Source organism: Streptococcus sanguinis SK1 = NCTC 7863 (genome assembly GCF_000194945.1).
GTDB classification, from domain to species: domain Bacteria; phylum Bacillota; class Bacilli; order Lactobacillales; family Streptococcaceae; genus Streptococcus; species Streptococcus sanguinis.
In genome coordinates this window covers 121,903-146,720 of record NZ_GL878508.1, presented here as the reverse complement: position 1 = coordinate 146,720, position 24,818 = coordinate 121,903, and the positions used below count along the sequence as shown (strand labels likewise).

Below are 24,818 nucleotides of genomic sequence, written 5' to 3'. Positions count from 1 at the left end.
TTTGTATCATGATATTACCAAGATGCTTTGGTAACGCCTGGGATTTGTCCTTTGTATGCTAATTCACGGAAGCAAACACGGCAAAGTTTAAACTTGCGGTAAACGGAATGTGGACGGCCACATTTTTCACAACGAGTATAAGCTTGCGTAGAGAACTTAGCTGGGCGTTTGTTCTTAGCAATCATTGATTTTTTAGCCATTTGTTTTACCTCCTATATTATTTTGCAAAAGGCATTCCAAGGCCTGTAAGCAATTCGCGTGACTCTTCGTCAGTGTTAGCAGTTGTTACGATAACGATGTCAAGACCGCGAGTCTTATCAACGTCATCAAAGTTGATTTCTGGGAAGATCAATTGTTCTTTCACACCAAGTGTGTAGTTCCCGCGTCCATCAAAAGATTTTGTTGGAACACCGTGGAAGTCACGAACACGTGGAAGAGAAACTGAAACCAATTTATCCAAGAATTCATACATACGTTCGCCACGAAGGGTTACTTTAGCACCGATCGCTACACCTTCACGAAGACGGAAGCCGGCGATTGATTTTTTAGCTTTAGTGATAAGTGGTTTTTGACCTGAGATAAGAGCCAATTCTTCAGCAGCTTTTTCAAGGTTTTTAGCGTTTGATACAGCGTCACCAACACCCATGTTCAAAACGATTTTATCCACTTTTGGCACAGCCATAACAGATGAGTAGTTGAACTTTTCAGTCAAAGCAGGAACTACTTCTTTAAGATATTTTTCTTTTAAACGATTTGCCATTATACTTCTCCTTTCCTTCGTGATTAGTCAAGCACTTCGCCTGATTTTTTATTGTAACGAACTTTTTTGCCGTCTACAAACTTGTAGCCAACACGTCCTGCAACTCCATTTTTGTCAAGAACTTGAACATTTGACACATGGATTGGTGCTTCTTTTTCCACGATAGCACCTTGAGGGTTTTCGTTATTTGGCTTTTGGTGTTTCTTAACGATGTTTACACCTTCAACAACAACTTTGTTTACTTTTGGAAGAGCTGTAACAACAAGCGCTTCTACACCCTTGTCTTTACCAGCAATTACGCGAACTTTGTCGCCTTTTTTTACAAACATTTATTTCTCCTCTTAATTCTTACGCCCATAGGGGCACCCTGACTTTTGCCAGGGGACTGTGTTTGTTAATTTTGATTAAAGTACTTCTGGAGCCAATGATACGATCTTCATGAAGCCACCGTCACGCAATTCACGAGCAACTGGTCCGAAGATACGAGTTCCGCGAGGAGTTTTGTCTTCACGGATGATGACTGCAGCGTTTTCGTCAAATTTGATGTATGAACCATCTTTACGACGAGCACCTGATTTAGTACGAACGATAACAGCTTTTACAACGTCACCTTTCTTAACCGCACCACCAGGAGTAGCTTGTTTTACAGACGCAACGATTACATCACCGATGTTAGCGAACTTACGTCCTGAGCCACCAAGAACTTTGATTGTCAAGATTTCGCGAGCGCCGCTGTTGTCGGCAACTTTCAAACGAGTTTCTGTTTGAATCATTTAAGTTTTCTCCTTTCTGGTTTGATTAGATGATAACCGCTTCTTCAACGACTTCTACAAGACGGAAGCGTTTTGTAGCTGAAAGCGGACGAGTTTCCATGATACGAACGATATCGCCTTCTTTGGCAACATTGTTTTCGTCATGTGCTTTGTACTTCTTAGAGTAGTTAATACGTTTACCATAGACTGGGTGGTTACGTTTAGTTTCAACTACAACTGTGATTGTTTTGTCCATTTTGTCAGAAACAACGCGTCCGACAAGAACTTTACGATTATTGCGTTCCATTGAAATTCTCCTTCCCTAGTCTATTATTTAACTTCTGATTGAACAGTTTTGATACGAGCGATTTGTTTTTTCACTTCTTTCAGGCGAGCTGTCTGCTCCAATTGGCCAGCAGCTGCTTGGAAACGAAGATCAAACAATTCTTTCTTCAATTCATTTTCACGCTTCGCGAGTTCTTCTTGAGAAAGACCACGAAGTTCTTTAACAAATTCTTTTACTTCATTAAGTTTCATGCCTTCTCCTTATTCTGCTTCACGTTTTACGAATTTACATTTAACTGGAAGTTTGTGGCTTGCAAGGCGAAGTGCTTCGCGAGCGATTTCTTCTGAAACGCCAGCAACTTCAAACATTACTTTGCCACGCTTAACTGGCGCAACCCAACCTTCTGGAGCACCTTTACCAGATCCCATCCGTACACCGATAGCTTTTGCAGTGTATGATTTGTGTGGGAAGATTTTAATCCAAACTTTACCACCACGCTTCATGTAACGAGTCATAGCGATACGGGCAGCTTCGATTTGGCGGTTAGTGATCCAGTGGCTAGTAGTTGCTTGAAGACCATATTCTCCAAATGCTACTTCTTTTCCGCCTTTAGCTTCACCGCGCATTTTTCCACGGAATTCGCGACGGTGTTTAACACGTTTAGGTACTAACATTGGTTATTTACCTCCTTTAGTGTTTTTACGAGCTGGAAGGACTTCTCCACGGTAGATCCAGACTTTAACACCCAGTTTACCGTAAGTAGTGTCAGCTTCTTCCCAAGCGTAATCGATATCCGCACGAAGAGTGTGAAGCGGAACAGTTCCCTCAGAGTAACCTTCGCTGCGGGCAATATCTGCACCATTCAAACGACCTGATACTTGAGTTTTGATTCCTTTAGCTCCTGCACGCATTGTACGTTGGATAGCTTGTTTTTGAGCACGACGGAAAGCAACACGCTGCTCAAGCTGGCGAGCAATTCCTTCACCAACCAGATGCGCATCCAAGTCAGGACGCTTGATTTCGATGATGTTGATGTGGACTTGTTTTCCAGTCAATTTGTTGAGTTTTGCACGGAGTGCATCAACGTTTGCTCCACCTTTACCGATAACCATACCTGGCTTAGCAGTGTGAAGAGAAACGTTTACTTTGTTTACTGCGCGTTCAATTTCAATAGTTGAAATCGCTGCGTCAGCCAATTCTTTTTGAACGAATTTACGGATTGCAAGATCTTCATGAAGGTAATCCGCGTATTCTTTTTCAGCATACCATTTGGCATCCCAATCACGGATGATGCCGACACGCATACCAATTGGATGTACTTTTTGACCCACGATGTTACCTCCTTATTTTTCTGCAACGACCACAGTGATGTGGCTTGTGCGTTTGTTGATTGGTGAAGCTGAACCTTTAGCGCGCGGACGGAAACGTTTCATAGTTGGTCCTTCGTTTGCGAAAGCTTCAGATACTACCAAGTTTGCTTTTTCCAAACCAAAGTTGTTTTCAGCATTAGCGATTGCAGAGTTCAAAACTTTTTCGATAATGCCAGCAGCTTTGTTTGGAGTAAATTTCAAGATTGCGATTGCGTCAGCGACGTTTTTACCACGAATATTGTCAAGAACCAGACGAGATTTACGAGGTGAAACACGCACTGTACGAGCCATTGCTTTAGCTGAAGTAATTTCTGCCATTTATGTTCTCCTTATTTTCTACGTGTTTTCTTGTCGTCTGCAGCGTGACCCTTGTAAGTACGAGTTGGCGCAAATTCACCAAGCTTGTGACCTACCATGTCTTCCTGGATGTAAACAGGCACGTGTTTACGTCCGTCATAAACTGCGATTGTGTAACCAATGAAACTTGGGAAGATCGTTGAACGACGTGACCAAGTTTTGATGACTTTTTTCTTTTCGTCGTTAGCTTGAGCTTCAACTTTCTTCATCAGATGCTCATCGACGAAAGGTCCTTTTTTAAGACTGCGTCCCATTTTATATTTTCTCCTTTAAATAAGTACCACAGCGGCCTGCGCTGACTAAGCAGCGCTACCGAGCTGGCGGATAGATTGTTTTAAATTATTTCTCGTTGCGACGACGAACGATAAGTTTGTCAGATTTCGCTTTTTTGTTACGAGTTTTAAGTCCAAGAGCAGGTTTGCCCCATGGAGTAGATGGCGCTTTACGACCAACTGGTGCTTTACCTTCACCACCACCGTGTGGGTGATCGTTAGGGTTCATTACAGAACCGCGAACTGTTGGGCGGATACCTTTCCAACGGCTACGTCCTGCTTTACCAAGGTTTACAAGTCCATGTTGTTCGTTTCCGACAACACCAACTGTAGCGCGGCAAGTACCAAGAATCATACGAACTTCGCCTGATTGAAGACGAACAAGAGTGTACTTACCTTCTTGACCCAATACTTGAGCAGAAGCTCCAGCAGCACGAACCAATTCTCCACCGCGGCCTGGTTTCAACTCAATGTTGTGAACCAAAGTACCAACTGGGATGTTAGCAAGCGGAAGAGCATTTCCGACTTTGATATCTGCTTCAGGACCTGAAACGATGCGTTGACCAACTTCAAGGCCTTTAGGAGCGATGATATAAGCCTTCACACCGTCAGTGTAGTGAACCAAAGCGATGTTTGCTGAACGATTTGGATCATACTCGATTGTTTTTACAACTGCTTCAACAGCGTCTTTGTTACGCTTGAAGTCAATCAAACGGTAGTGACGCTTGTGACCGCCACCTTGGTGACGAACAGTGATGCGACCGTTGTTATTACGACCAGCCTTGCTCTTCAAAGAAACAAGCAAAGATTTTTCTGGAGTGCTGGTAGTGATTTCAGCGAAATCCAAAGAAGTCATATTACGGCGACCGTTTGTTGTTGGTTTATAAACACGAATTCCCACGATATTTCCTCCTTAGATTATTCTTCTTCTGCACCGAACAACTCGATTGCTTTAGAATCAGCTGTCAGTGTTACGATAGCTTTTTTAGTTTTGTTTGTAAAACCAGTGTAGCGTCCAACGCGTTTTGCTTTTGGTTTTACATTGATAGTGTTAACGTTAGCAACCTTAACTCCTTCAAAAGCAGCTTCAACAGCTTGCTTGATCAAGAGCTTGTGAGCGCGAGTGTCCACTTCAAATACGTATTTGCCTGCTTCGTACTGAGCCATTGAACCTTCAGTGATAACAGGTTTTTTGATTACGTCATACAAATTCATTATGCAAGAACCTCCTCAATTTTAGAGATAACTGCCTGAGTAACCAGAAGTTTATCGCTGTTTACGATGTCCAGAACGCTTGCAGTTGTTGCAGTTGCAACTTTCACGTTTGGAAGGTTGCGAGCTGAAAGTGCAGCGAATTCGTTTCCTTCTTCAAGGATAACAAGAACTTTTGTATCGATGCTCAGTGCAGCAAGCACTTTTGCAAACTCAGCAGTTTTTGGAGCTGTAAATGAAAGGCTGTCTACAGCTACGAATTTGTTTTCAGCAACTTTTTCAGAGTAAACTGATTTCAATGCCAATCTACGAACTTTACGTGGAAGTTTGTAAGCATATGAACGAGGAGTTGGACCGAATACGATACCACCACCACGCCATTGTGGAGAGCGGATAGAACCTTGACGAGCACGTCCAGTTCCTTTTTGACGCCATGGTTTGCGTCCGCCGCCTGATACTGCAGAACGGTTTTTAACAGCGTGAGTTCCTTGACGAAGACTAGCGCGTTGGCTGATGATAACATCAAAGACAACTGATTCATTTGGCTCAATACCAAAGACCGCATCGTTCAGAACTACTTCACCAGCTTCTTTACCAGTTTGGTCAAATAATTTTACGTTTGCCATTGTGACTGATTTCCCCTTTCTTTATTATTTACCAGCTTTAACTGCTGACTTGATAGTGATAAGAGATTTCTTAGCACCTGGTACGTTACCTTTAATCAGGATAACGTTCTTCTCTGGAACAACCTGTACGATTTCAAGGTTTTGAATCGTTACACGGTTGCCACCCATACGTCCAGCCAAGCGTTTGTTTTTGAACACGCGGTTTGGCGCAACTGGTCCCATTGAACCAGGACGACGGTGGTAGCGTGAACCGTGAGCCATTGGACCACGAGATTGGCCGTGGCGCTTGATAACACCTTGGAAACCTTTACCTTTTGAAGTTCCTGTTACATCAACAACATCACCAGCTTCGAATGTATCGACAGTGATTTCTGCTCCTACTTCCAAGCCTTCAATGTTTTTGAATTCACGAATGAAGCGCTTAGGAGCTGTGTTAGCTTTCGCTACATGGCCTTTGGCAGGTTTGTTGCTCAATACATCACGAAGGTCATCAAAACCAACTTGAACTGCGTTGTAACCATCTGTTTCAACTGTTTTAACTTGAAGAACAACGTTTGGAGCTGCTTCAACAACAGTTACAGGGATTAATTCGCCAGCTTCAGTGAAGATTTGAGTCATTCCCACTTTTTTCCCTAAGATTCCTTTTGTCATGAGAAAATGTTTCCTTTTCTATAATTTTTTTCAAAAAGTTTTTAACGAGCGTTTTTCATGCTCTGGTTTAGATCAAGCTTCAGATTAAAGTTTAATCTCTACGTTCACACCACTTGGAAGATCTAATTTCATCAAAGCGTCGACTGTTTTTTGAGTTGGGTTGATGATATCGATCAAGCGTTTGTGAGTACGCATTTCAAATTGTTCGCGAGAGTCTTTATATTTGTGAGTCGCACGAATGATTGTGTAGAGGCTGCGCTCAGTTGGAAGTGGGATTGGACCCGCAACTTCAGCACCAGTACGAGTAGCAGTTTCTACGATTTTTGCAGCCGCTGTGTCAAGTGTACGATGTTCGTAAGCTTTCAAACGGATGCGGATTTTTTTGTTTGCCATCTTTTTCTCCTTTTCGTCTATTTAAGATAATAGGCTAGCTCCACAAGAAAACCGACAGGCGATTGCGTGGCAATGCAACCGAGCGTGTCGCAACCTCTTGCATCAAAGCTAAACGCTGTATTTTTACAGCACCATAGTATCTTAACACAAAGAACCAGTCATTGCAAGGGATTTGAGTAATTTTTTAAAGATTTTTAGGATGATTTTTTATGAAAGTGTTTTCTAAACAATTTATAAGTCTTGTAAATCATTATAGATAAGAAAATTTAGACTTTTAACCTATTTATTCGAGTTTGTATTCAGAAAATACAAAATCTCACTGACGCACATCAGTGAGATTAGAAACGAAAATTTACCCTTGGCTACTTTGTTTTATAACAAGGGACTGTTCTTTTCAATGCGAAAGCTATTGCCCGACTGGCAGATGACAAGGTCTGCAGCTGCTAGATAGGGTTGATAAAAGTGCCTATATTGCTCTCGTCGAGCCAGATGCGTCTGCTCTATCCACTCTGGCCTGCGCTCTCGCACAGCCACATCCCGTGCCAAGCGTCGTTCTAACTCAGTCTGATCGTCCGTGTAAAAGCAAAGCGACAAATCAAACAAACTTTCAGGCAAAAAGGCAGCCGACATACCTTCTACTATTAAAATCGGCTTTCGAGCTGATAAACGCAAGCTAGACGACCAAGCTGTGCCAATGGTCAGAATATCCAGACCAGACTGCAAGGCGCAAATATCTCGCTCCAGACTCCCGAGTTCATGAACAGCTGGGAGACAGGCTGTGACTTTTTGATGAGGAAAATCTTTGGAACTGAGCAAATCTCGATACTCCCCAGTAATTACATAAGGATCTGTTTCCAGCAGATTGGCTCGGTCCTCACCCAAGGCTAGCTGGAGTTTTCGAGCAAAAGTTGACTTCCCCGAAGCACCGTGACCGTAAATACGCAGGGTATGGTTTTGGTCGCCTGACAGATACGCTGTCAATCTTTTCAGCAATTTCTCTTCATCAGACATGGCTTCTCCTTTCAAATGGAGATTCTTAGAAATTTCGGCTGGATTTATTGTAGCCGTAGCGCTCAATAAAGTCTTCGCGGAATTCCAGCAGGTTGTCATCCATGATAGCTTGGCGCACCTTCTTCATAAGGTTTACCAAGAAGTAGAGATTATGATAGCTGGTCAGGCGGATGCCGAAGGTCTCGTCCGCTTTGAGCAAGTGGCGGATATAGGCCCGCGTGTAGTTGGTACATGTGTAGCAGTCACAGTTGTGGTCAAGCGGCGTGAAATCTTCCTCAAACCGAGCGTTTTTAACAACCAGACGTCCTTCGCTGGTCATACAGGTACCGTTTCGGGCAATCCGAGTCGGCAGGACGCAGTCAAACATATCAACGCCACGGATAACCCCATCAATCAAGCTATCTGGCGCCCCAACTCCCATGAGGTAGCGAGGCTTGTTTTCAGGCAGTAGGGGAGTTGTGAAGTCCAGCACTGCATTCATCTCTTCGTGAGATTCACCAACTGCCAGTCCTCCAATTGAGTAGCCCGGAAAATCCATGCTGACCAAGTCTTGAGCAGACTGACGACGCAAATCTTCAAATCCAGCACCCTGAACAATCCCAAAGAGTCCTTGGTCGTGTGGACGGCTGTGGGCCTTGAGTCCACGCTCTGCCCAACGGCTAGTCCGCTCAATGGACTTCTTGACATAGTCATAGGGCTGGTAGAACTGCGGGCATTCATCAAAGGACATCATAATGTCACTGCCCAGATTGTTCTGGATGGAAATGGCCTTTTCTGGCGATAGGAACATCTTAGATCCATTGAGGTGGTTCTTGAAAGTTACTCCTTCTTCTGTGATATTGCGGCTGTCAGCTAGAGAATAGACCTGAAAACCACCGCTATCCGTCAGAATTGGCTGATCCCAGTTCATGAACTTGTGCAAGCCACCTGCACGAGCAATCAGCTCATCGCCCGGCCGCAGCCAGAGGTGGTAAGTATTGGACAAGATGATACCAGAACCCATTTGCTTGAGCTCTTCTGGTGACTGGGTCTTGACCGTCGCCTGGGTACCAACCGGCATAAACATAGGCGTCGGAAAAGTCCCGTGAGGCGTGATAATTTCCCCCAAACGAGCACCTGTATGCTTTTCTTTTTTAATCAAACGATATTGAATCGGTGATGTTGACATGTTTCCTCCTGCTGGGAAAAACAGTCCCAGCGATTTTTCTTCTATATAATGAGCAGCAAGGGCTCACAAGATACCGTATGATTTTACCAAAAAAACTTCTATCTGTCACGGGGTATGATATAATGTAACAGACAAATCCAAATGGAGGAATTATGAATCTAAGCAACATCAGAGCTCAGGCTCGTACTGTCCGCGGTCAAACGAGAGGGATTTTTCTTTTGTTTACGGCCCCAACCCTTGTCAGCATCCTCAGCATCTTACTTTCCCTCAATGACAATCTAAGAGATTCCATTCCCAACCTAACTTTTAGCCAGTCCATCTATCTTCTCATTAGTAAAAATCTTTTCCCGACAACAATTCAGTTTATCTTGACTTTGCTACTGCTTTCTGCCAGCTATACCATGATGAGGGTTCTTCGTAAGACAAAGGATGATGTCAACTTTTCAGATATAGGACATCTTTTTACGAGCAAGACTTTCACACCTGTCTTCAAGACGGTTTTACTCAAGCAGCTGCTGATTTTTCTTTGGAATATTCCTATGTTCTGCGGGAGTCTTCTAGCAATCTTTAATGCTTATAAAATCCTCTCTATTTCGGAAAAAATCCCAGCCCATACAGTAGTGACGGCTCAAAGTGCTGCAGGCCAGCAGATTCTTCAATACACCCCTGGTATGTTACTGGGAACCCTCTTGATATTCACTGGCTTAGGTATTGCCATCCCTCAGTACTATGCTTATGCTCAAGCAGAGTTCATCCTCTATGACCAGCTTGAGGCTGGGAGTTACCAGGGAGCTTTCTATGCTATCCGTCAAAGCCGGAAGCTAATGAAAGGCTATAAAGGAAAGCTTTTTATGCTTAATCTGAGCTTCATCGGCTGGAATTTATTGGCCAGATTAACTTACGGCTTGCTGAATTTTATAGTTCTCCCTTATACAGCGACTGCTTACATTCTCTTTTATGAAGAATTGAAAAAAGAAAACGCAATCTCACATGAAAACAACCCACAGGCACAGGACTCCTTGTCCTAAGCTTGTGAGTTGTTTTTTTATTTACTATTATATTCTGTCTTGTCCAGGGCAGAGCAGATTTTGTCAAAGGCTGCCTCTAGTGAATCCTCATCTGTAAAAAAGACTTCCTCTTCCCAGTCTAAGAAGTCTCGGTCTTTCCACCAGCGCTTCATGTCGGCTGGGGTAAATTCTTCTTGCTTCGCTCTGGTCTGATGGCGACGGACTGTTTCTTCAAAGGATAGGTCATAGTAGTAAGCAAAGACCTGCGGAGCGAAGATTTTTTTCAACCGTTCTAGCATCTGTCCATAAATGTCTGTCTCATAAAATCCTTCTACCAGAACCAGCAAATCATGCTCGTAGCCGAAGCGAGCCAGTGTTCCCGTCAGGTCAATAGACAAATTTCCCGGCTTGACTTTTTCCTTGAGCATGTCACGTCTAACCGTATCCTGCGCTATCAGGAGAGTCCCTCGGCCGTAGTGAGTCTGCAGTTTTCTGGCCAGACTAGACTTGCCAGAGCCGGAATTCCCACGAATGATAACTAACTTGGCCATCTTATTCGCCCAGAATCAAGCGAGTATGCTCGCGTTTTATACAGCGGTCCATGACAATGTCATCCCGACCGGCTGCCCGCAAAATCTGCTCAGCCTCCTCACTCTCCAAGCCCAACTGAGCCCAGAAAATCTTGGCGTCCGTCTGCAGAAAATCCAGTGCCACATCTGGCAAAAACTCACTGCGGCGGTATACATCGACAATATCCACTGGGAAAGGAATGTCTTTGAGACTGGCATAAACAGTTTCACCAAAAATCTGACTGCCTGCTGCCCGAGGATTGACTGGGATAATGCGATAGCCTCGCTCCTGCATCTCCTTGGACACACGGTTGCTGGTCGTTTCTTCACGGTCAGACAGACCAACAACAGCAATCACCTTGCTGTTGTTCAGATAATGTTTGACGATGGCATCACTGGGATTTTGAAAATGATAAGTCATAGACTTCCTCCTCATTCATAATAAAGCTGGATAGTTTTGTAGTATTCATGTTTTAACAGAATCTAGTCTAAGTACCGTGTGAAAAAGACAAGCTTCCTCGCATTCATCGAATGCTGTGTCAGCTTTCTATTTTCACTTTGTGTTTTACGCCCTTGATATCTTAAACTGAACACGAGCTAAAATCTTGGAAAATTGATCATCCGTTCTAGGAGCATCGCTCCTTCGTCCGAATTGCTAATTTTCAGTCGGTTTTGACGCTCTTTGTATCTTGTTTTACTTCGCCTCGTACCAAGTTTGGCCGGCATTTTCATCAGCTACTAGTGGAACGGCCAGCTCAATCGCAGCTTCCATGGTTTCTTTGACTAGCTGGCGGACGGCTGTTAACTCGTCGTTTGGCACTTCCAGCACAATTTCATCGTGCACCTGCAAGAGCATGCGAGACTTGAAATTTTTCTCTGTCAGAGCTCGATCCAGATTAATCATAGCGACTTTGAGAATGTCTGCGGCGGAGCCTTGGATGGGGCTATTAATGGCTGTGCGCTCCGCAAAATTTCGGATGTTAAAGTTGCGGGAATTGATGTCCGGCAAGGAGCGGCGGCGATGGTAAATAGTCTCTACATAGCCCTTATCACGCGCTTCGCGAACGATGGTTTCCATATAATTCTTGATACCAGGGAAACGCTCAAAATAGGTCTGAATATAATCTTTGGCAGCCTTGCGGGAAATGCCCAAATTATTGGCCAGTCCGAAGTCGGAAATGCCATAGACCACTCCGAAGTTGACAGCCTTGGCATTACGGCGGTCATTTGGTGTCACATCCTCTGCCTTTTCAATACCAAAGACCCGCATGGCTGTAGCCGTGTGAATGTCTTCTCCATGCTGAAAGGCAGCAATCAGATGCTCGTCCTGCGAAATGTGAGCCAGCACCCGCAGCTCAATCTGGGAATAATCCGAGCTGAGTAGTACGCTGTCTGCCCATTCCGGCACAAAAGCCTTGCGAATGAGGCGCCCCTGCTCCAAACGAACAGGGATATTCTGCAGGTTCGGGTCAACCGAGGACAGGCGGCCCGTCTGGGTCAAATCCTGAACATAGCGAGTGTGAATCTTGCCGTCAGCCGCAATCGCCTCCTGCAGTCCGATGATATAAGTGGACTGGAGCTTGCTGATTTGACGATATTCCAGAATCTTAGACACAATCGGTGCTATCGGTGCTAAACGCTCCAGCACGTCAACCGCTGTCGAGTAGCCTGTCTTGGTCTTTTTGGTATACTCCAGCGGCAAGCCCATATCCTCAAAGAGAATGGTTCCCAGCTGTTTTGGTGAGTTAATATTGAACTCCTGACCAGCCAGATCATAAATCTCCTGCGTCAGACTTTCCAGCGTCTTTTCATTTTCTGCCTGCATGCCCTGCAGGGTTTCCCGCTCAACCTTGATCCCCGCAATCTCCATCTTGGCTAGGACAAAGGCCAGAGGCTGCTCCATTTCAAGCAACAAATCCAGCTGATTGTGGGAACGGAGCTGTTCTTGCATTGGCTCTTCTGTTTCCAGCAACACTTGGATTTTACGAGCTAGATGCTCAAAGAGCTGCTCTTGCTCCGGCAGAGCGCGCTTGGCTCCCTTGCCATAAACCTCATCATCAGTCGGCAGGATTGTTTGGCCGTAAAGCCGAGCAATAGTCGCCAGCTCATTATCCTCAACTGTAGAAAGCAGATACTTGGCTAGGCGCGCATCAAAGGCTGCTGCCGGCAGTTCAATGCCGTAATGACTGAGCAGTACCTTAGTCCGCTTGAGATCGTAGGTTTTCAGAGCTGTTTTTGTCAAAAACTCCTGAAAGAGAGGTTGCTGTAGTAAATCGCTGGTGCCGACATAAATCTGACGGCTATCGCCCCAGGCAAGGCCGACAATCTCTTCCTTGTGGTAGTTGTCACCCAAGATTTCAAAATAGAAGAATTGCTCTGGTGCCAGCATATCCGCTGTGACCTCAGTCACTTTGGTAAATTCAATTGGTTTAACTTCTACCGGCTCTTGACCAGTACCTAGCTGAGCCTTGAGCTGCTTGAAGCCCATCTCGTCGTAGAACTTGCTCAGAGCCTCTACCTGCGGACCCTTGTAAACCAAATCATCCAGCCCGATTTTAATCGGAGCCTGAGTATTGATGGTGGCTAGGGTTTTAGATAAGAAGGCCTTGTCCTTGTCATTGATCAGATTTTCCTTCATCTTAGAAGCCTTGAGCTGGTCAATGTTTTCATAGAGATTTTCCAAAGAACCATACTCCAAGAGGAGCTTGAGACCAGTCTTCTCGCCGATCTTAGTCACGCCGGGGATATTGTCCGACTGATCGCCCATCAGCGCCTTGAGGTCAATGAACTGCTCTGGTGTGATGCCCATCTTTTCCATGAGGTAGGCTGGGGTAAATTCCTCAAACTCAGCCACGCCTTTCTTGGAAATCTCCACCACGGTATTATCATCCGTCAGCTGAATCAAGTCTTTATCGCCGCTGACAATGGTCACATCGTAAGGCACAGCTGTCTTTTCAGCCATCTTGTCCAAGGTCCCGATAATGTCATCCGCCTCATACTGAGCCAAGTCATAGAAGTGAATGCCTAGGTGCTTCAGCATTTCACGGATAAAAGGTAGCTGCTCACGAAATTCATCTGGTGTCTTGGCCCGACCAGCCTTATAGTCGGCGTACATCTCGGTCCGGAAGGTCGTCTTGCCAGCATCAAAAGCTACCAGGACATGAGTCGGCTGCACGCGCTCCAAGAGATGATTGAGCATGAGGTGGAAGCCATAAATGGCATTGGTATGCAGGCCCGATGGACTCTTGAAACGGTCAATTTGATTATAAAGCGCAAAAAAAGCGCGAAAAGCAACGGACGAACCGTCGATTAATAATAACTTATTCTTTTTTTCCATAGGTTTATTATAACACGAAAGGCGGACAAAGACAGGAAAGGCGGCGTGGAAAATAAAAAGTGATTTTAATAATTCCTGTATGGTATAATAAGAAGAACTAGGAGGTGAAAGATGTTTCCAATCCGTATTACAACTCTTATGACTGAAGAAGTTTATAAAAGATTTTCATGGGCTATTCTCGTACGGCGAAAAGGATTTGTATTATACATAATCATACTGATAATCGGACTGTTCACCTACGTAATGCTCGGCCCATTAGAGGAAAAGATAATATCCATCATATTGGCTCCCCCTATTTGCGCCTCCATGTACTATTTTGGCATGAATTATCAGATAAAGAGGGCTTATCAAAAAAATCCTTTATTTCAGAACATGGAGGTCACTCTGATATTTGACAGAGAGGCTTTTATCGCAAGAAATATACGCGGAGAATTTCACTATACCTATGATGATATTGTCAAAGTCATTATGACAAAGCAAGATTTTTATATCTTGATAGGAGAGAACACTGGTTTCGCAATTGAAAAAGAAAACTGTTCTCCCGAGGCTCTTGAGTTCTTGCTAGAACTTCACATTGAGCATATGTAAAAGAAAAAGCAGGCTAGACTGACAGTCGATCAGTTTTAGTCTGCTTTTTATCTTGTAAATAGTTGCTTGATATCCACCAACTTCTCTATTTTTTGATTGATTTCTGGTCGGTAGTCACAGAAGTTAATGCTCTGGATGCCACTGTTGACGGCGACATCCACATCCAGGGTCCGGTCGCCGATATAGTAGGTTTCCTGCTTATCCAGTCCATATTTCTCGAGCAGATAGTCGACACCCTCTGGGTGAGGCTTGCGCTCAAAGCCGTTGGCTGTTGTGATGATTTCTGTAAAATAGTCATGAATTCCCAAGTCTTTCAGGATTTGATGGGCATTGAGTCCTTTGTGGGTATAGACAAACTGGGCAATGCCCTGCTCTTCAGCCCAGGCTAGTATCTCCGCAGCTCCTTCCATCAGATGGATCTGAGCATTCTTCTCCTTTAGGCTTGCTCCACGGAAGACATTCATCTCGGCAGCGTCCAGCCCCTTCTCAGACGCTACTTTTTCCAAGAGCTTCTGGACAGAGTGCTTTAGGATATAGCTGTGAATACTCGCCCTGTCGAAGTCCAGACCATAGTGAGCATAGGTTTCCTCAATCCCCGCCAAAATAGCATCGTAGGAGTCCAGCAAGGTGCCGTCCAAATCCCAAATAAACGCTTTTGTCATGTGATTTTCCTCATTTTTCTGTCAAATAAAACCTTTAAAAATAGCCAGCGGAAGCCATTGTCCAAGAGCATCCCAGTCCAAACCCCCGGCAGACCCAAGCCAAAGGTCACTCCCAGCAAGTAACCGACAACGATGCGAATCAGCCACATGCCAACAGTCGTGGCATAAAAGGGCAGTCTGGCATTCCCCAGCCCCTGCCAGATAGCTGTGTAAATCACTGTTCCCACTGCCATGGGAGTTCCCAGCAGGGAGAAAAGCATGACCGAAAGACTGGCTGTGATAGCTCCGCTATTATCCGTATAGAGCAAGGTCAGCGGCCGACCAAAAGCAAAGATTCCTAGAGCCACAGGCAGCATGCAAGCAAAAGACAGCCAGAAGGTCCGCTGACGAATAAGAACGACCTCTTGCATATCTCCCTTACCTACCGCATGACCTACCAACATGACTGTTGCTGTTGCGACTCCGAAGATTGGCATATAATTAAACTGAGTCAGGACTTCACCAATGGCATTCCCCGCTACTGCGTCTGTCCCAAAGACGACCACAATGGCAATGATAACTACGTCACCCGCTCGCATCATGAGCCGCTCTCCAGCAGCCGGCAGAGACAGGCGCAAGAGCTCTCCATCTAAGCCCCAGCGCCAGCGAATTGTAGACAAATCCAGCTCCCGCCAGAGAATCAGCACACCGACCAAACGAGCCAGCACCGTTCCCAGCGCTACACCGACAATACCAAGCCCAAAGACATAAATCCCCAGACCGGAAAAGAGGGCATTGAGGACATTGGTCAGAAGACTGACATACATGGGGAATCTAGGATTGCGTGTGACACGCACTAAAGCTCCAAAAGAAGTCATCAAGCCTAGCAGAACAATTGTCCCACCAACCAGAGCCAGATAAAGACCACCTGCTTCAGCTACCGCTTTTTCCGTCCCCAGAAGATCCAGCATCTGCCTGCCAAAGAGCAGGGAAATCAGCCCCAACAGAAGACTCAGAAGTAACGTCAGCTTGATAGCCTCAGCTGTATGATAGGCCAGACGCTCCTTGTCCCCCTGCGCAAGAGTCTTGGAAATGAGACTGGAAATAGCAGCCCCCAGTGCGATAAAAATTGCCTGATAAATCGTAATGATGTTGCCAGCCACTGAGACACCGGAAATCGCAATCAGCCCAAGGCTGGCCACCAGATAGCTGTCGACCATTCCCATGAGCATCTGCAAAAAGTTCTCTGCCATAGCTGGCAAGGCGATATTCATGATTTTTTTATAAGTCTTCATTGTCTGAAAATCTCCTGCATTTGTATATCCTTTCTTACTTAAGATTTCCACCCTCCATCATAGAGAATAGAAAGCGGTGGGACTATTGTCCTACCGCATATTAATCTCCTATCACAAAACCTTATTTTAAGCACAAACTCCCACACTATACTACTTCGCATTCCCAAGCTTAATGAATATCTTCACTCCTCCACAAAGAGTCCCAAGATATGGACATTATCTGCGACGGAAACAAAGGCAGCTGGATCTGTATGCTTCATAATTTGCTTGAATTCATTAAACTCAGCTCGGGTAATAACTGTCACCAGAACAGCTTTTTTCTCATGATTGTAGGTTCCCTCGGCGCCATGAATCACTGTCGCCCCACGATGCAGCTTGTTGTGAATCTTATCAATCACTCTGTCTGGATGACTGGTGATAATCATGGCTTGCATACGCTTCTGCTTGGTAAAGACAGCATCCGTCACTCGGCTTGATACACAAATAGTAATCATGGAGTACAGCGCATATTCCCAGCCAAAAGTCAGACCCGCAATCAGCATAATAATCCCATTGACAATCAAGGAAATACTCCCAACATTCCGGCCTGTTTTTTTCCGAACAGTCAGACTGACAATATCAGTCCCACCGCTGGAAATGCTGGACTTAAGGGCAAAGCCAATCCCCGTGCCCATAACCACACCACCGAAAAGGGCGTTGATAATAGGATTATCAGTCAAGGTCACTTCCGGCACAAACTGGATAAAAAGTGAGCTCATGGTAACCGTGATAAAGGTGAAAATGGTAAACTTATGCCCAATCTGGTACCAAGCCAGGATCATCAGCGGAATATTGATAGCGTAAAAAGTCACAGAAACCGGAATGGTAAAACCAAAGAAGCGAGTACTGAGAGCAGTAATAACCTGCGCCAGACCAGTCGCCCCGCTGGAATAAACATGCCCCGGCTGAAAGAAGAAATTAACTGCAACAGCCGACAAAAAGCCATAGACAAGTGAGGCAGAAATCTTCTCATCGTACTTCTCACGCGAGATACTCTTTAAAGACCGCAAAATCTTAAAATTATAAGCAAACCTGCGGACATAATAGCGAAAGAGTTTGTAAAAATTAGTCTTCTTCATGTGCTTCCACTTGTAAACTTAATTCCTCTAGTTGAGCGACCGATACTAGACTAGGTGCCTGTGTCATTGGATCAGAAGCCTTGTTATTCTTTGGAAAGGCGATGACTTCGCGGATATTTTCTTCACCAGCCAGCAGCATCACAAAGCGGTCCAAGCCCAAAGCCAAGCCGCCATGCGGAGGAAAACCATAGTCCATAGCCTCCAGAAGGAAGCCAAACTGCTCGGCAGCTTCTTGAGCCGAGAAGCCAAGCGCCTTGAACATCCGCTCCTGCAAGTCTTTCTGGTTGATCCGAAGACTTCCGCCGCCTAACTCATAACCATTGAGGACGATATCATAAGCTACAGCCCGCACCTTGCTCAGATCGCCTTCCAACTCTTGCTCAGAATCTTTCTGAGGCAGAGTGAAAGGATGGTGGGCACTCATGTAGCGCCCCTCTTCTTCTGACCATTCAAACATGGGCCAGTCCACCACCCAAAGGTAGTTAAATGTATCAGGGTCAATCAGGTCCAGCTCTTTGGCCAAACGAACACGAAGAGCTCCCAAAGCAGCGTTTGCCACTTCCAAAGTATCAGCCACAAAGAGAACTAGGTCATTATTTTCAAGCTGTAAAGCTTCTGTCAACTGACTTGTCAAGTCTGTCAAGAACTTAGCAACGGGACCAGCCAGCTCACCTTCAGCCACCTTCACCCAAGCAAGACCCTTAGCACCATGCTGTTTTGCTTGCTCTGTCAGCTTGTCGATATCCTTGCGAGAGTATTTATCTGCAGCATTTTTCACCACGATTGCTTTGACAACTGGAGCTTCTGAAAAGACCTTGAAGTCAACTCCCTTGACAAGCTCTGTCAAGTCCTGCAACAACATCTCAAAACGAGTATCAGGCTTATCAACCCCATAAAGAGCCATGGCATCATCATACTTCATACGAGGGAATGGCAGAGAAACATCAATACCCTTTGTCTCTTTCATAACACGAGCAATCAAGCCTTCTGTAATGTCCTGAATCTCCTGATCAGACAAGAAAGAAGTCTCCAAGTCCACCTGAGTAAACTCTGGCTGACGGTCACCGCGCAAGTCCTCGTCCCGGAAGCATTTAACAATCTGGTAATAACGGTCGAAACCAGCATTCATCAAGAGCTGCTTGGTAATTTGCGGACTCTGTGGCAGAGCGTAAAAATGCCCCTGATGAACCCGACTAGGCACCAAGTAATCACGCGCTCCTTCTGGCGTTGACTTAGACAGGAAAGGCGTTTCCACATCAAGGAACTCCAGCTCATCAAGATAGTTGCGGATAGAGTGAGTCACCTTGGCACGGAGCTTGAAGTTTTCCAGCATCTCTGGCCGGCGTAAGTCCAGATAACGGTAGCGCAAACGCGTATCGTCATTCACCTCGATGCCGTCTTTGATTTCAAAAGGCGTTGTCTTGGCTGTGTTTAAGACAGTCAGGCTTTCTACATGTAGCTCCACGCTTCCTGTCGCCAGCTTGTCATTGGCCTGCTCACGCGCAGCCACCTTACCTGTCACCTCCAGCACATACTCACTGCGCAGGCTTTCTGCGGTCGCCATGACTTCAGCAGCCACAGTCTCAGGATTGATGACCAGCTGCATAATGCCTTCGCGGTCGCGCAAATCAATGAAAATCAGACCACCCAAATCCCGACGGCGGGCTACCCAACCCTTCAAAGTGACTTCCTGACCAACATGCTCCTTGCGAACACGCCCAGCATACATAGAACGTTTCATCTTTACTCTCCAAATTTTTAATTCTGTTACTATTTTACCACAAAGCGCCTAAGAAAGCCCTTCTGTCCTTTCTTTTTCTGAAAAATATTAAAGCTTCACATGACTAATGCTGATATTTATGACAAAAGGCCTGAGGCAAAGACCCCAGACCTACTGTCTACTCTATAGATTATTCCTTTTTCTTGCTATCCTCATAGAGACTGGGCGCAAACGCTTTTGTCACCATGGCCGTCAAGAAGCGAAACCCTCCCGCTGCCAAACCAAAAATCGGCGCCAAAGCGCGAAAGAAAAAATCCCCCCTCATAAATAAACAAAGCAGACCAGTAATCACAAAGATAGCAAAACTCTGCACCACAACCACCAATAATATTTTCTTCATTATTCCCTCGACTTTCTATAGACTATTATAGCATAAGGGGAGAGAAATTTTTATTTTTTGAATATTTGAGAAATAGTAAGGTAAGTTAACAAGGTAGATATGAGAAAAACTAGAAAAATAGATAGCGGCCTTAGTTATTTGTTGCGTTTCAAAAGTTAAATACGAAATTTAATTACGATTCTTTTAGGAGAATACTTGACTGAGAGTTTTAGGCTCAATTCTATCAATAAAGTTAATCTATATTCACAACTTTATTTGATAAAAACACCCCAAAAATTAGATACTGAAAATCTAATTTTCGGGGGAAATATTTTCATTTCTTTGCTTCTACAGATACTCTTTCTTTACCTTAAAAATAAACACTTAAAATCAACCATTTAATTTTTTATAAGATGCTGTTTTCTTTATTCCATTTTTTTTCTGTTGATTTTGCTGTGAAATACTTTCTACATTATTTATAGTGATACTTTGAATGTGTTTGGATAAAGCATTATCTTTTCTAGTAAATTCATGTGATACATCATTAAGGAATGTATTGAACTGATATATAGCATCTGCAAGACCATCAGTAGCATTTTGCACTAATTCATTACATTTATCTATTTTTTTTGTTGATGAATCATCTACCCAAGTGTGAGCGCCTGTTTTGAAACTCTCTTTTATATATGAATTGAAGTTAGCTTGATGGTAACTTATTGTATCTTTGTCTATCTTAATTCCTGACATTTCGATCTCCTCTCTATTGTGCTAATCAGGGTGTTTCTCTTTCCACTTTAAAAAATCTTCATAAGAATTAATAGGTGTTACTTCATTAGTTTCCTTATCAGTTATAGAAAGAGAAAGCTTATCTTGCCCTACTGGAGCAAACCAGTGCATTAATGTATTATACCATTCCTCCGGGCTAATATTGCCCTGGCGTGTGTAAATTATTCCCTTACCAGAATTCATTTTTTTAACAACCTCAGGGTAACGTTTCGAGATATTTAAATCGTCAGGTATTTTACTTCCTTTGACTGACCTAGAACCGATGCCTTGGAAGTCTGAAGCAAGACCGTATGAGTCAGTAAGGTGATCCCACAAGCCAGAGGTGATGGATACTTCATCAAACTGTAATTTAGATTTGACAAATTCTTTTGAATAATCAATTATCTCCTCAGTATCCACATTAAAGAGGATTTCTTTAATTCTCGGTGAGCTGTTTTCTTTTATTAGCCTAATGTAAATATAATCTTGCCCTTGAATGTTTAGAATATCGCCAGATAAGTCAACCCCAAACGAAGGATCATAATGTCGAACAATTTCAAAAATGTCCAATCTTTTCTTAAACTTCTTCGTCTTTAGATCATAGACATTAATAAAGTAATACTCTCCTTCATTCTGATGACTATCAGCTCGATTTTCCTCACTATAATCGAAGCTCCAATCATCCAAATAAAAATTATTTTGCCCAACTTTTAATGCATTAAAGCCCTGTTCAGGTGTCTTACTTGTCACAAACACAAGCTTTCCATCTTCCAATTGCTCAAATCTAAGATCATCAACATAAAGTGTATATTCACTCCTGAAACGCTCTTCTTCTACTGGCGATTGGTGATAAAGGAATAGAGCTCCGAATAAAGCCGTAAGAAGAATTATGAAAAAGATACTTTTTTTTGATTTTATAACTTTCATTCCTTAACCTCAAGTAATTTACTGAAGAACTCGTTCCGATTTGTTATATAGTCTTCTACACTAAAATTTTTGTTACGAAGGCCAAAAAGCCCTCCCCCTTTTTCTGGTCCATCGCTTTTATAATCTTGAATAGCTGTTATACTATTAAAGACTTTGACAGGATCCTGTTGATCCATTCCTCCTTTCCCAGCTAATAAGTCTCGTATTTCTGGGGTAATAGACGCCAATCTTTGTTTATTATCTTCATAGCCAATAAATTTTGAAAAATCATTGTTATACGGACTAACAGGAGTATAGTTCTTCATAGCCTCGTCATATTGTTTCAATGTATTTTCATCATTTACGTCATATATATATGTGCGCATTCCGTTTTTTTGCATATCATCCATTTGAAGAATGGCTTGAAGATCAAATTGTGGTTTAAAGTATATTCTGCTATTTTCAATATCATTTAAATCTTTAATATTATAACCGCCAATATTATATAAGTTATTATTCTCTTTTGTACGAAGCTTTTCTGCATTCTGTTCAATATTATACATAGTAGACAAAAAGCTTCCCGAACTAGACAAACCAGTTGGCCATTTTCCTACCATATCTTTATATTTTTGGCCAAACTGATCTTTATTAAGATTGTGCTGTTTTGTGATTAGTGAAACACGCTCAGATGGGCCAGAATCTTCGCTGAAAAGCGTTTTTCCATTTCGAACTGTATTAAGCAAGAAAGAATACTCAGAAGCAGTTCCTAAAGATGCAGCATCTAAAGCAAAATTCATTAAAGCCTCTCTGCGTTTTTTATTTAAGCTATTATATTCATCCGCTATTGAAGCACCCTCTGTAGCCTGAACTCCTTCATAACGAGTTGCTACAATGCTAGTAGGATCGCCTTGCTTTTTATTATTTTTCTCAAAAGAGACATCAAATCTCAATTGAACGTTTCCATTAGGATCCTTTATAAATTTCAGACTCTTCTCATTAATTGTTTTAGATTCTATATTTGGTCTAGCTAGGTTACTTGCAGTTTGTCGTTTTTGACCAATATGATTGATATACATTGCTTCAAATAAAGATGAAAGGTGGCCTGTCGCTTTTAATTCTTCACCTAATAATTGTAAATAAGGAGTGTTTTCGTCTAACTCTTTTTTATAAGTTTGGCGGTCTGTTCCTTTCAGTTGAGGGTTGAGTTCTCTTGCCTTATTTGACAATAGTTCACCATATCTATCAGCTGCGTAAGTCATTTTTTCAGAATAACTCCGAGCCCGTTCATAATCTTGTTGCGAAATAGCAGTTGTAAAAATGTTTAAATATTTTGTATCACCTGTTTCCATTGCATTTAATGTTTCGTGATGAATTTTACTATAAATCTTATCAGCCATAACAGGGCTTACCTCACGAGTATCTGCTTCCCCCAACTGTTTGAAAAATATATTAGGGGCTGTAGATTTTTCTCTCAACAAGATTTTTAGGACTTCAGCATCGCCTTTCGCCTGAATGGAATTAATCTCGGTCATATTAGTCTCGTTTAAATATTTTTCTTTTATTAATTCCGCATACTCACTTGCTTTGATTCCACTCAAATGCCTAGCATTTTTAAGTGCTATATTTACATCAGCAAAACTTTTTTGCAGTCCTGATAGATTTGATTTAAAGGTGGATAAAGCATCCTCTAACTTAGAGTGGACAGTTTCTCTATTCTTGGCTAATGTTCGTAGTTCGTCCTCAACAGAAGTCAAAATTTTGGATAAGTCACCATAGTCAACATCTTTACTATCTGGATTGAGTTTTAGAGCCTCTTGTCCATCCTTTAATTTAGCTTCCAGACTAGTCTTTAATTCACTGAAACTAGAATAAGTATCTTTTTCTAACCACTTTTTTACATGGTTAATTGGAGTTTTTTGTGTTCTCAATGTGTCACTTGTAAAACCAATCCCTTCTATCTCAGATACATAGCTATCAATGAAATTGCCATATAATCGAATAGCAGTTGGAAACTTAATGAATACCTTATCAGAAATCTCATTCAATTTATTTTGAAACTCTGTTAATGCTTTACCATATGAACCACTTGCTTTTAAAGTTAATGTTTTATGAGAACCGTCAATAGCTTCTTCATATTTACTCGCTGCTGTTCCGGCACGCTCTCCTTGCTGCTTTAATCCAGATTTACTCACAAATTTTACGATTACCATTTCATCACCTCTAATCTATACTTATCCAATTAAGTTTGTAATAAATATCTCTGCGTTTAAGCCTGATATTGTTAAATTTAAACTAAATTTTTGAGCATTTATCTCCTTAACCATATTATTTTTTTCTTCTTCAAATTTCTTCTTATATTTTTGGATAGTTGATTCCTCTTCATTAGACATTTCATCATATTTATTTCCATATAAATCCGATGCATCTCCGCCATTGTAAGCCTCATTTATTGCAAAATCTACTCCATTTAAACCACTTAAGGCAGATTCAAGTTCTGACATCTTGTGTTCTGCTTCTGATAATTTCTTCTTTAATGCCGCTAACTTTGCAGCTTTATCTGCTTTTCCCATTTATTTTCCTCACTTTTAATCTATTCAATAAACATCTTAGTTTTTATCGCCCACTTGTCTTGTACAAAATAATTCACTTGTAAATCAAGCATTGATTCTCTGAGAGGTCTATTTGTTGCCTCAATGACTTGCTGATCATTAAGTCTTACTCCAATGAGCGCCTGTTTGAAACTTCGTACTTGCTTCGAAGCAGAATCATATTTTTTAGACAAACTACTCTCTGTCAGAACAATTGGTACATATCCAACTTTATATCCCTTTTCCAAAATTCTGCTAAGCTCATTTTGGCTACTAGTATCTAACTCATCAACTAAAACTGACATATTGTAAATCAAAATATTTGCTACGTAATCGTAACGTTTATTTTGGAAGCGTTCGTCAATCTTCACAGAAAGTGCTAAAATCATTTCTTTCACTTCATCAATATCAGATAAAAGCATTACACTTTCTTCCGAATCTGAAAGAAAATGATAAGTAGGTGCTAAAATAATTGTATCTTTTTCAAATAGTCTACTGATATTTGTTAAGTAGTTTGTCATAGTTACCATTTGCTCTTCGCCTTTAGCAATATAAACTAAAGGTCCTATTCTTGGTTGCCAATGAACAGCTTCCGTGGTCTCTGTGTCTAGACCAATCGGAATATACTCATTCTTCTGACATTCAGACATATTAACAAAGTTATAGAAGTCCGCCTCCGTCAACTCCTCTGGCACCATCGGAATGGCACTTGGTCGCTGTCCGGTCCAAGCTTCTTGGAGAGAAGCGACTTCTTGACGCAAGTTGTTGAGGACTTGTGCATCATTGGCACCCGCTACTGGTAAAGCCAGCTGGATGACATCAACCTCGTCACGCTTCATGAGTGCCCGGCCCTTGATGTCTTCCATCGTTTTCGCTAGCGGGGTAGAGCCCACGATAGAGCGGACTTCTCCCACATCATTCTGCGGCAGACTCAGCTGGTGCTTGAAGTTGGCATAGAACTGCGCCCGAAGGTTGGACTGACGGCCCGCTGTCACCAAGAGGTGAACACCGATGCTTAGACCTTCACGGGAGATCCGCACCAAAAGC

The 24,818-nt window shown here is 43.0% G+C and carries 31 protein-coding genes and 1 pseudogene; 2 read left to right on the top strand and 30 right to left on the bottom strand.

Features of this window, described 5'->3' with window-relative positions; genetic code table 11:
* Positions 1-14: 14 nt before the first annotated feature.
* The 17 genes from HMPREF9378_RS11270 to tgt form a co-directional block, all read right to left on the bottom strand.
* Entirely contained in the window at positions 15-200 is a 186-nt protein-coding gene (locus tag HMPREF9378_RS11270) for a type Z 30S ribosomal protein S14 (RefSeq protein ID WP_001085697.1), read from the bottom strand.
* A gap of 17 nt (positions 201-217) precedes the next feature.
* Positions 218-760 (bottom strand): 50S ribosomal protein L5, encoded by a 543-nt coding sequence (gene rplE, locus HMPREF9378_RS03790; protein WP_002894499.1) that lies wholly within the window; start codon positions 758-760, stop codon positions 218-220.
* Between the two features lie 23 nt (positions 761-783).
* Complete coding sequence (gene rplX / locus HMPREF9378_RS03795; protein ID WP_002894497.1) at positions 784-1,089, bottom strand: 50S ribosomal protein L24; 306 nt, start codon at positions 1,087-1,089, stop codon at positions 784-786.
* A 75-nt stretch (positions 1,090-1,164) separates the two neighbouring features.
* Entirely contained in the window at positions 1,165-1,533 is a 369-nt protein-coding gene (rplN, locus tag HMPREF9378_RS03800) for a 50S ribosomal protein L14 (RefSeq protein ID WP_002894494.1), read from the bottom strand.
* Positions 1,534-1,558: 25 nt separating this feature from the next.
* On the bottom strand, positions 1,559-1,819 hold the full coding sequence (gene rpsQ / locus HMPREF9378_RS03805) for a 30S ribosomal protein S17 (protein WP_000440801.1): 261 nt from the start codon (positions 1,817-1,819) through the stop codon (positions 1,559-1,561).
* Between the two features lie 23 nt (positions 1,820-1,842).
* A complete protein-coding gene (gene rpmC, locus HMPREF9378_RS03810) occupies positions 1,843-2,049 on the bottom strand; it encodes a 50S ribosomal protein L29 (RefSeq protein WP_002894488.1) in 207 nt (68 codons plus the stop codon).
* Between the two features lie 9 nt (positions 2,050-2,058).
* Complete coding sequence (gene rplP, locus HMPREF9378_RS03815) at positions 2,059-2,472, bottom strand: 50S ribosomal protein L16 (protein ID WP_000960948.1); 414 nt, start codon at positions 2,470-2,472, stop codon at positions 2,059-2,061.
* A gap of 3 nt (positions 2,473-2,475) precedes the next feature.
* Positions 2,476-3,129, bottom strand: a complete 654-nt coding sequence (rpsC, locus tag HMPREF9378_RS03820) for a 30S ribosomal protein S3 (RefSeq protein WP_002894486.1) — start codon at positions 3,127-3,129, stop codon at positions 2,476-2,478.
* A gap of 12 nt (positions 3,130-3,141) precedes the next feature.
* A complete protein-coding gene (rplV, locus tag HMPREF9378_RS03825) occupies positions 3,142-3,486 on the bottom strand; it encodes a 50S ribosomal protein L22 (RefSeq protein WP_002894484.1) in 345 nt (114 codons plus the stop codon).
* Between the two features lie 11 nt (positions 3,487-3,497).
* The gene (gene rpsS, locus HMPREF9378_RS03830; protein WP_000533766.1) at positions 3,498-3,779 is read right to left on the bottom strand and encodes a 30S ribosomal protein S19; all 282 of its coding nucleotides are present in this window, start codon (positions 3,777-3,779) and stop codon (positions 3,498-3,500) included.
* Positions 3,780-3,864: 85 nt separating this feature from the next.
* The gene (gene rplB, locus HMPREF9378_RS03835) at positions 3,865-4,698 is read right to left on the bottom strand and encodes a 50S ribosomal protein L2 (RefSeq protein ID WP_002894482.1); all 834 of its coding nucleotides are present in this window, start codon (positions 4,696-4,698) and stop codon (positions 3,865-3,867) included.
* A gap of 17 nt (positions 4,699-4,715) precedes the next feature.
* Entirely contained in the window at positions 4,716-5,012 is a 297-nt protein-coding gene (locus tag HMPREF9378_RS03840) for a 50S ribosomal protein L23 (RefSeq protein ID WP_002894481.1), read from the bottom strand.
* Positions 5,012-5,635: a 50S ribosomal protein L4 gene (rplD, locus tag HMPREF9378_RS03845; RefSeq protein ID WP_002913947.1), complete on the bottom strand. Its 624-nt coding sequence runs from the start codon at positions 5,633-5,635 to the stop codon at positions 5,012-5,014. The genes HMPREF9378_RS03840 and rplD overlap by 1 nt, the downstream gene beginning before the upstream one ends.
* Positions 5,636-5,659: 24 nt before the next feature.
* Positions 5,660-6,286, bottom strand: a complete 627-nt coding sequence (rplC, locus tag HMPREF9378_RS03850; RefSeq protein ID WP_002894479.1) for a 50S ribosomal protein L3 — start codon at positions 6,284-6,286, stop codon at positions 5,660-5,662.
* An 84-nt stretch (positions 6,287-6,370) separates the two neighbouring features.
* Positions 6,371-6,679 carry a 30S ribosomal protein S10 gene (gene rpsJ / locus HMPREF9378_RS03855; RefSeq protein WP_002894478.1) on the bottom strand — a complete coding sequence of 103 codons (309 nt, stop codon included), beginning with the start codon at positions 6,677-6,679 and terminating at the stop codon, positions 6,371-6,373.
* 372 nt (positions 6,680-7,051) lie between these two features.
* A complete protein-coding gene (locus tag HMPREF9378_RS03860) occupies positions 7,052-7,690 on the bottom strand; it encodes a uridine kinase family protein (RefSeq protein WP_002899665.1) in 639 nt (212 codons plus the stop codon).
* Between the two features lie 25 nt (positions 7,691-7,715).
* Positions 7,716-8,858, bottom strand: a complete 1,143-nt coding sequence (gene tgt, locus HMPREF9378_RS03865; RefSeq protein WP_002899664.1) for a tRNA guanosine(34) transglycosylase Tgt — start codon at positions 8,856-8,858, stop codon at positions 7,716-7,718.
* 152 nt (positions 8,859-9,010) lie between these two features.
* Here tgt and HMPREF9378_RS03870 point away from each other — a divergent pair, with 152 nt between their 5' ends.
* Positions 9,011-9,886, top strand: a complete 876-nt coding sequence (locus HMPREF9378_RS03870; RefSeq protein ID WP_002899663.1) for a DUF975 family protein — start codon at positions 9,011-9,013, stop codon at positions 9,884-9,886.
* A gap of 17 nt (positions 9,887-9,903) precedes the next feature.
* On the opposite strand, the gene HMPREF9378_RS03875 is transcribed toward HMPREF9378_RS03870, so the two are convergent.
* From HMPREF9378_RS03875 to polA, 3 genes are all read right to left on the bottom strand, one after another.
* Positions 9,904-10,416, bottom strand: coding sequence for a kinase (locus tag HMPREF9378_RS03875; RefSeq protein WP_002899661.1), 513 nt, complete (start codon positions 10,414-10,416; stop codon positions 9,904-9,906).
* A 1-nt stretch (position 10,417) separates the two neighbouring features.
* On the bottom strand, positions 10,418-10,855 hold the full coding sequence (locus HMPREF9378_RS03880; protein ID WP_023917036.1) for a CoA-binding protein: 438 nt from the start codon (positions 10,853-10,855) through the stop codon (positions 10,418-10,420).
* Between the two features lie 273 nt (positions 10,856-11,128).
* The gene (polA, locus tag HMPREF9378_RS03885) at positions 11,129-13,771 is read right to left on the bottom strand and encodes a DNA polymerase I (protein ID WP_002911034.1); all 2,643 of its coding nucleotides are present in this window, start codon (positions 13,769-13,771) and stop codon (positions 11,129-11,131) included.
* 111 nt (positions 13,772-13,882) lie between these two features.
* On the opposite strand from polA, the gene HMPREF9378_RS03890 reads away from it, so the two are divergent.
* Positions 13,883-14,359, top strand: coding sequence for a YcxB family protein (locus tag HMPREF9378_RS03890; protein WP_002899656.1), 477 nt, complete (start codon positions 13,883-13,885; stop codon positions 14,357-14,359).
* A 47-nt stretch (positions 14,360-14,406) separates the two neighbouring features.
* Here HMPREF9378_RS03890 and HMPREF9378_RS03895 read toward each other — a convergent pair whose 3' ends face one another.
* The 10 genes and pseudogenes from HMPREF9378_RS03895 to HMPREF9378_RS03945 form a co-directional block, all read right to left on the bottom strand.
* Positions 14,407-15,021 (bottom strand): HAD-IA family hydrolase, encoded by a 615-nt coding sequence (locus HMPREF9378_RS03895; protein WP_002899654.1) that lies wholly within the window; start codon positions 15,019-15,021, stop codon positions 14,407-14,409.
* Positions 15,018-16,295, bottom strand: coding sequence for an MATE family efflux transporter (locus tag HMPREF9378_RS03900; RefSeq protein WP_032911282.1), 1,278 nt, complete (start codon positions 16,293-16,295; stop codon positions 15,018-15,020). The genes HMPREF9378_RS03895 and HMPREF9378_RS03900 overlap by 4 nt, the downstream gene beginning before the upstream one ends.
* 182 nt (positions 16,296-16,477) lie before the next feature.
* Positions 16,478-17,413, bottom strand: coding sequence for a YitT family protein (locus tag HMPREF9378_RS03905; RefSeq protein WP_002913944.1), 936 nt, complete (start codon positions 17,411-17,413; stop codon positions 16,478-16,480).
* Positions 17,400-19,154, bottom strand: a complete 1,755-nt coding sequence (aspS, locus tag HMPREF9378_RS03910) for an aspartate--tRNA ligase (RefSeq protein ID WP_002913943.1) — start codon at positions 19,152-19,154, stop codon at positions 17,400-17,402. Before aspS ends, HMPREF9378_RS03905 begins: the two co-directional genes overlap by 14 nt.
* Positions 19,155-19,323: 169 nt before the next feature.
* Entirely contained in the window at positions 19,324-19,536 is a 213-nt protein-coding gene (locus HMPREF9378_RS03915) for a hypothetical protein (RefSeq protein ID WP_032909139.1), read from the bottom strand.
* A gap of 366 nt (positions 19,537-19,902) precedes the next feature.
* Positions 19,903-20,259: a hypothetical protein gene (locus HMPREF9378_RS03925; protein ID WP_002899644.1), complete on the bottom strand. Its 357-nt coding sequence runs from the start codon at positions 20,257-20,259 to the stop codon at positions 19,903-19,905.
* Positions 20,260-20,280: 21 nt separating this feature from the next.
* Positions 20,281-21,204 carry a hypothetical protein gene (locus HMPREF9378_RS03930; protein ID WP_002899642.1) on the bottom strand — a complete coding sequence of 308 codons (924 nt, stop codon included), beginning with the start codon at positions 21,202-21,204 and terminating at the stop codon, positions 20,281-20,283.
* On the bottom strand, positions 21,201-23,393 hold the full coding sequence (locus HMPREF9378_RS03935; protein ID WP_002913942.1) for a hypothetical protein: 2,193 nt from the start codon (positions 23,391-23,393) through the stop codon (positions 21,201-21,203). The genes HMPREF9378_RS03930 and HMPREF9378_RS03935 overlap by 4 nt, the downstream gene beginning before the upstream one ends.
* Before the next feature lie 21 nt (positions 23,394-23,414).
* Complete coding sequence (locus tag HMPREF9378_RS03940) at positions 23,415-23,753, bottom strand: hypothetical protein (RefSeq protein WP_002899639.1); 339 nt, start codon at positions 23,751-23,753, stop codon at positions 23,415-23,417.
* 20 nt (positions 23,754-23,773) lie between these two features.
* A pseudogene (locus tag HMPREF9378_RS03945) lies at positions 23,774-24,818 on the bottom strand (type VII secretion protein EssC); the annotation flags it as partial.

Bases quoted from the DNA above. Each gene is read 5' to 3' on its own strand.
- rplD (WP_002913947.1), bottom strand. From the start codon at position 5,635: ATGGCAAACGTAAAATTATTTGACCAAACTGGTAAAGAAGCTGGTGAA.
- rpsS (WP_000533766.1), bottom strand. From the start codon at position 3,779: ATGGGACGCAGTCTTAAAAAAGGACCTTTCGTCGATGAGCATCTGATG.
- HMPREF9378_RS03840 (WP_002894481.1), bottom strand. From the start codon at position 5,012: ATGAATTTGTATGACGTAATCAAAAAACCTGTTATCACTGAAGGTTCA.
- HMPREF9378_RS03900 (WP_032911282.1), bottom strand. From the start codon at position 16,295: ATGAAGACTTATAAAAAAATCATGAATATCGCCTTGCCAGCTATGGCA.
- aspS (WP_002913943.1), bottom strand. From the start codon at position 19,154: ATGAAACGTTCTATGTATGCTGGGCGTGTTCGCAAGGAGCATGTTGGT.
- HMPREF9378_RS03895 (WP_002899654.1), bottom strand. From the start codon at position 15,021: ATGACAAAAGCGTTTATTTGGGATTTGGACGGCACCTTGCTGGACTCC.
- rpmC (WP_002894488.1), bottom strand. From the start codon at position 2,049: ATGAAACTTAATGAAGTAAAAGAATTTGTTAAAGAACTTCGTGGTCTT.
- rpsQ (WP_000440801.1), bottom strand. From the start codon at position 1,819: ATGGAACGCAATAATCGTAAAGTTCTTGTCGGACGCGTTGTTTCTGAC.
- HMPREF9378_RS03870 (WP_002899663.1), top strand. From the start codon at position 9,011: ATGAATCTAAGCAACATCAGAGCTCAGGCTCGTACTGTCCGCGGTCAA.
- polA (WP_002911034.1), bottom strand. From the start codon at position 13,771: ATGGAAAAAAAGAATAAGTTATTATTAATCGACGGTTCGTCCGTTGCT.
- HMPREF9378_RS03930 (WP_002899642.1), bottom strand. From the start codon at position 21,204: ATGAAAGTTATAAAATCAAAAAAAAGTATCTTTTTCATAATTCTTCTT.
- HMPREF9378_RS11270 (WP_001085697.1), bottom strand. From the start codon at position 200: ATGGCTAAAAAATCAATGATTGCTAAGAACAAACGCCCAGCTAAGTTC.
- HMPREF9378_RS03875 (WP_002899661.1), bottom strand. From the start codon at position 10,416: ATGGCCAAGTTAGTTATCATTCGTGGGAATTCCGGCTCTGGCAAGTCT.
- HMPREF9378_RS03880 (WP_023917036.1), bottom strand. From the start codon at position 10,855: ATGACTTATCATTTTCAAAATCCCAGTGATGCCATCGTCAAACATTAT.
- rpsJ (WP_002894478.1), bottom strand. From the start codon at position 6,679: ATGGCAAACAAAAAAATCCGCATCCGTTTGAAAGCTTACGAACATCGT.
- rplV (WP_002894484.1), bottom strand. From the start codon at position 3,486: ATGGCAGAAATTACTTCAGCTAAAGCAATGGCTCGTACAGTGCGTGTT.
- HMPREF9378_RS03935 (WP_002913942.1), bottom strand. From the start codon at position 23,393: ATGGTAATCGTAAAATTTGTGAGTAAATCTGGATTAAAGCAGCAAGGA.
- HMPREF9378_RS03890 (WP_002899656.1), top strand. From the start codon at position 13,883: ATGTTTCCAATCCGTATTACAACTCTTATGACTGAAGAAGTTTATAAA.
- HMPREF9378_RS03940 (WP_002899639.1), bottom strand. From the start codon at position 23,753: ATGGGAAAAGCAGATAAAGCTGCAAAGTTAGCGGCATTAAAGAAGAAA.
- rplE (WP_002894499.1), bottom strand. From the start codon at position 760: ATGGCAAATCGTTTAAAAGAAAAATATCTTAAAGAAGTAGTTCCTGCT.
- rplC (WP_002894479.1), bottom strand. From the start codon at position 6,286: ATGACAAAAGGAATCTTAGGGAAAAAAGTGGGAATGACTCAAATCTTC.
- HMPREF9378_RS03925 (WP_002899644.1), bottom strand. From the start codon at position 20,259: ATGTCAGGAATTAAGATAGACAAAGATACAATAAGTTACCATCAAGCT.
- rplP (WP_000960948.1), bottom strand. From the start codon at position 2,472: ATGTTAGTACCTAAACGTGTTAAACACCGTCGCGAATTCCGTGGAAAA.
- HMPREF9378_RS03860 (WP_002899665.1), bottom strand. From the start codon at position 7,690: ATGTCTGATGAAGAGAAATTGCTGAAAAGATTGACAGCGTATCTGTCA.
- rplX (WP_002894497.1), bottom strand. From the start codon at position 1,089: ATGTTTGTAAAAAAAGGCGACAAAGTTCGCGTAATTGCTGGTAAAGAC.
- rplN (WP_002894494.1), bottom strand. From the start codon at position 1,533: ATGATTCAAACAGAAACTCGTTTGAAAGTTGCCGACAACAGCGGCGCT.
- tgt (WP_002899664.1), bottom strand. From the start codon at position 8,858: ATGTCAACATCACCGATTCAATATCGTTTGATTAAAAAAGAAAAGCAT.
- HMPREF9378_RS03905 (WP_002913944.1), bottom strand. From the start codon at position 17,413: ATGAAGAAGACTAATTTTTACAAACTCTTTCGCTATTATGTCCGCAGG.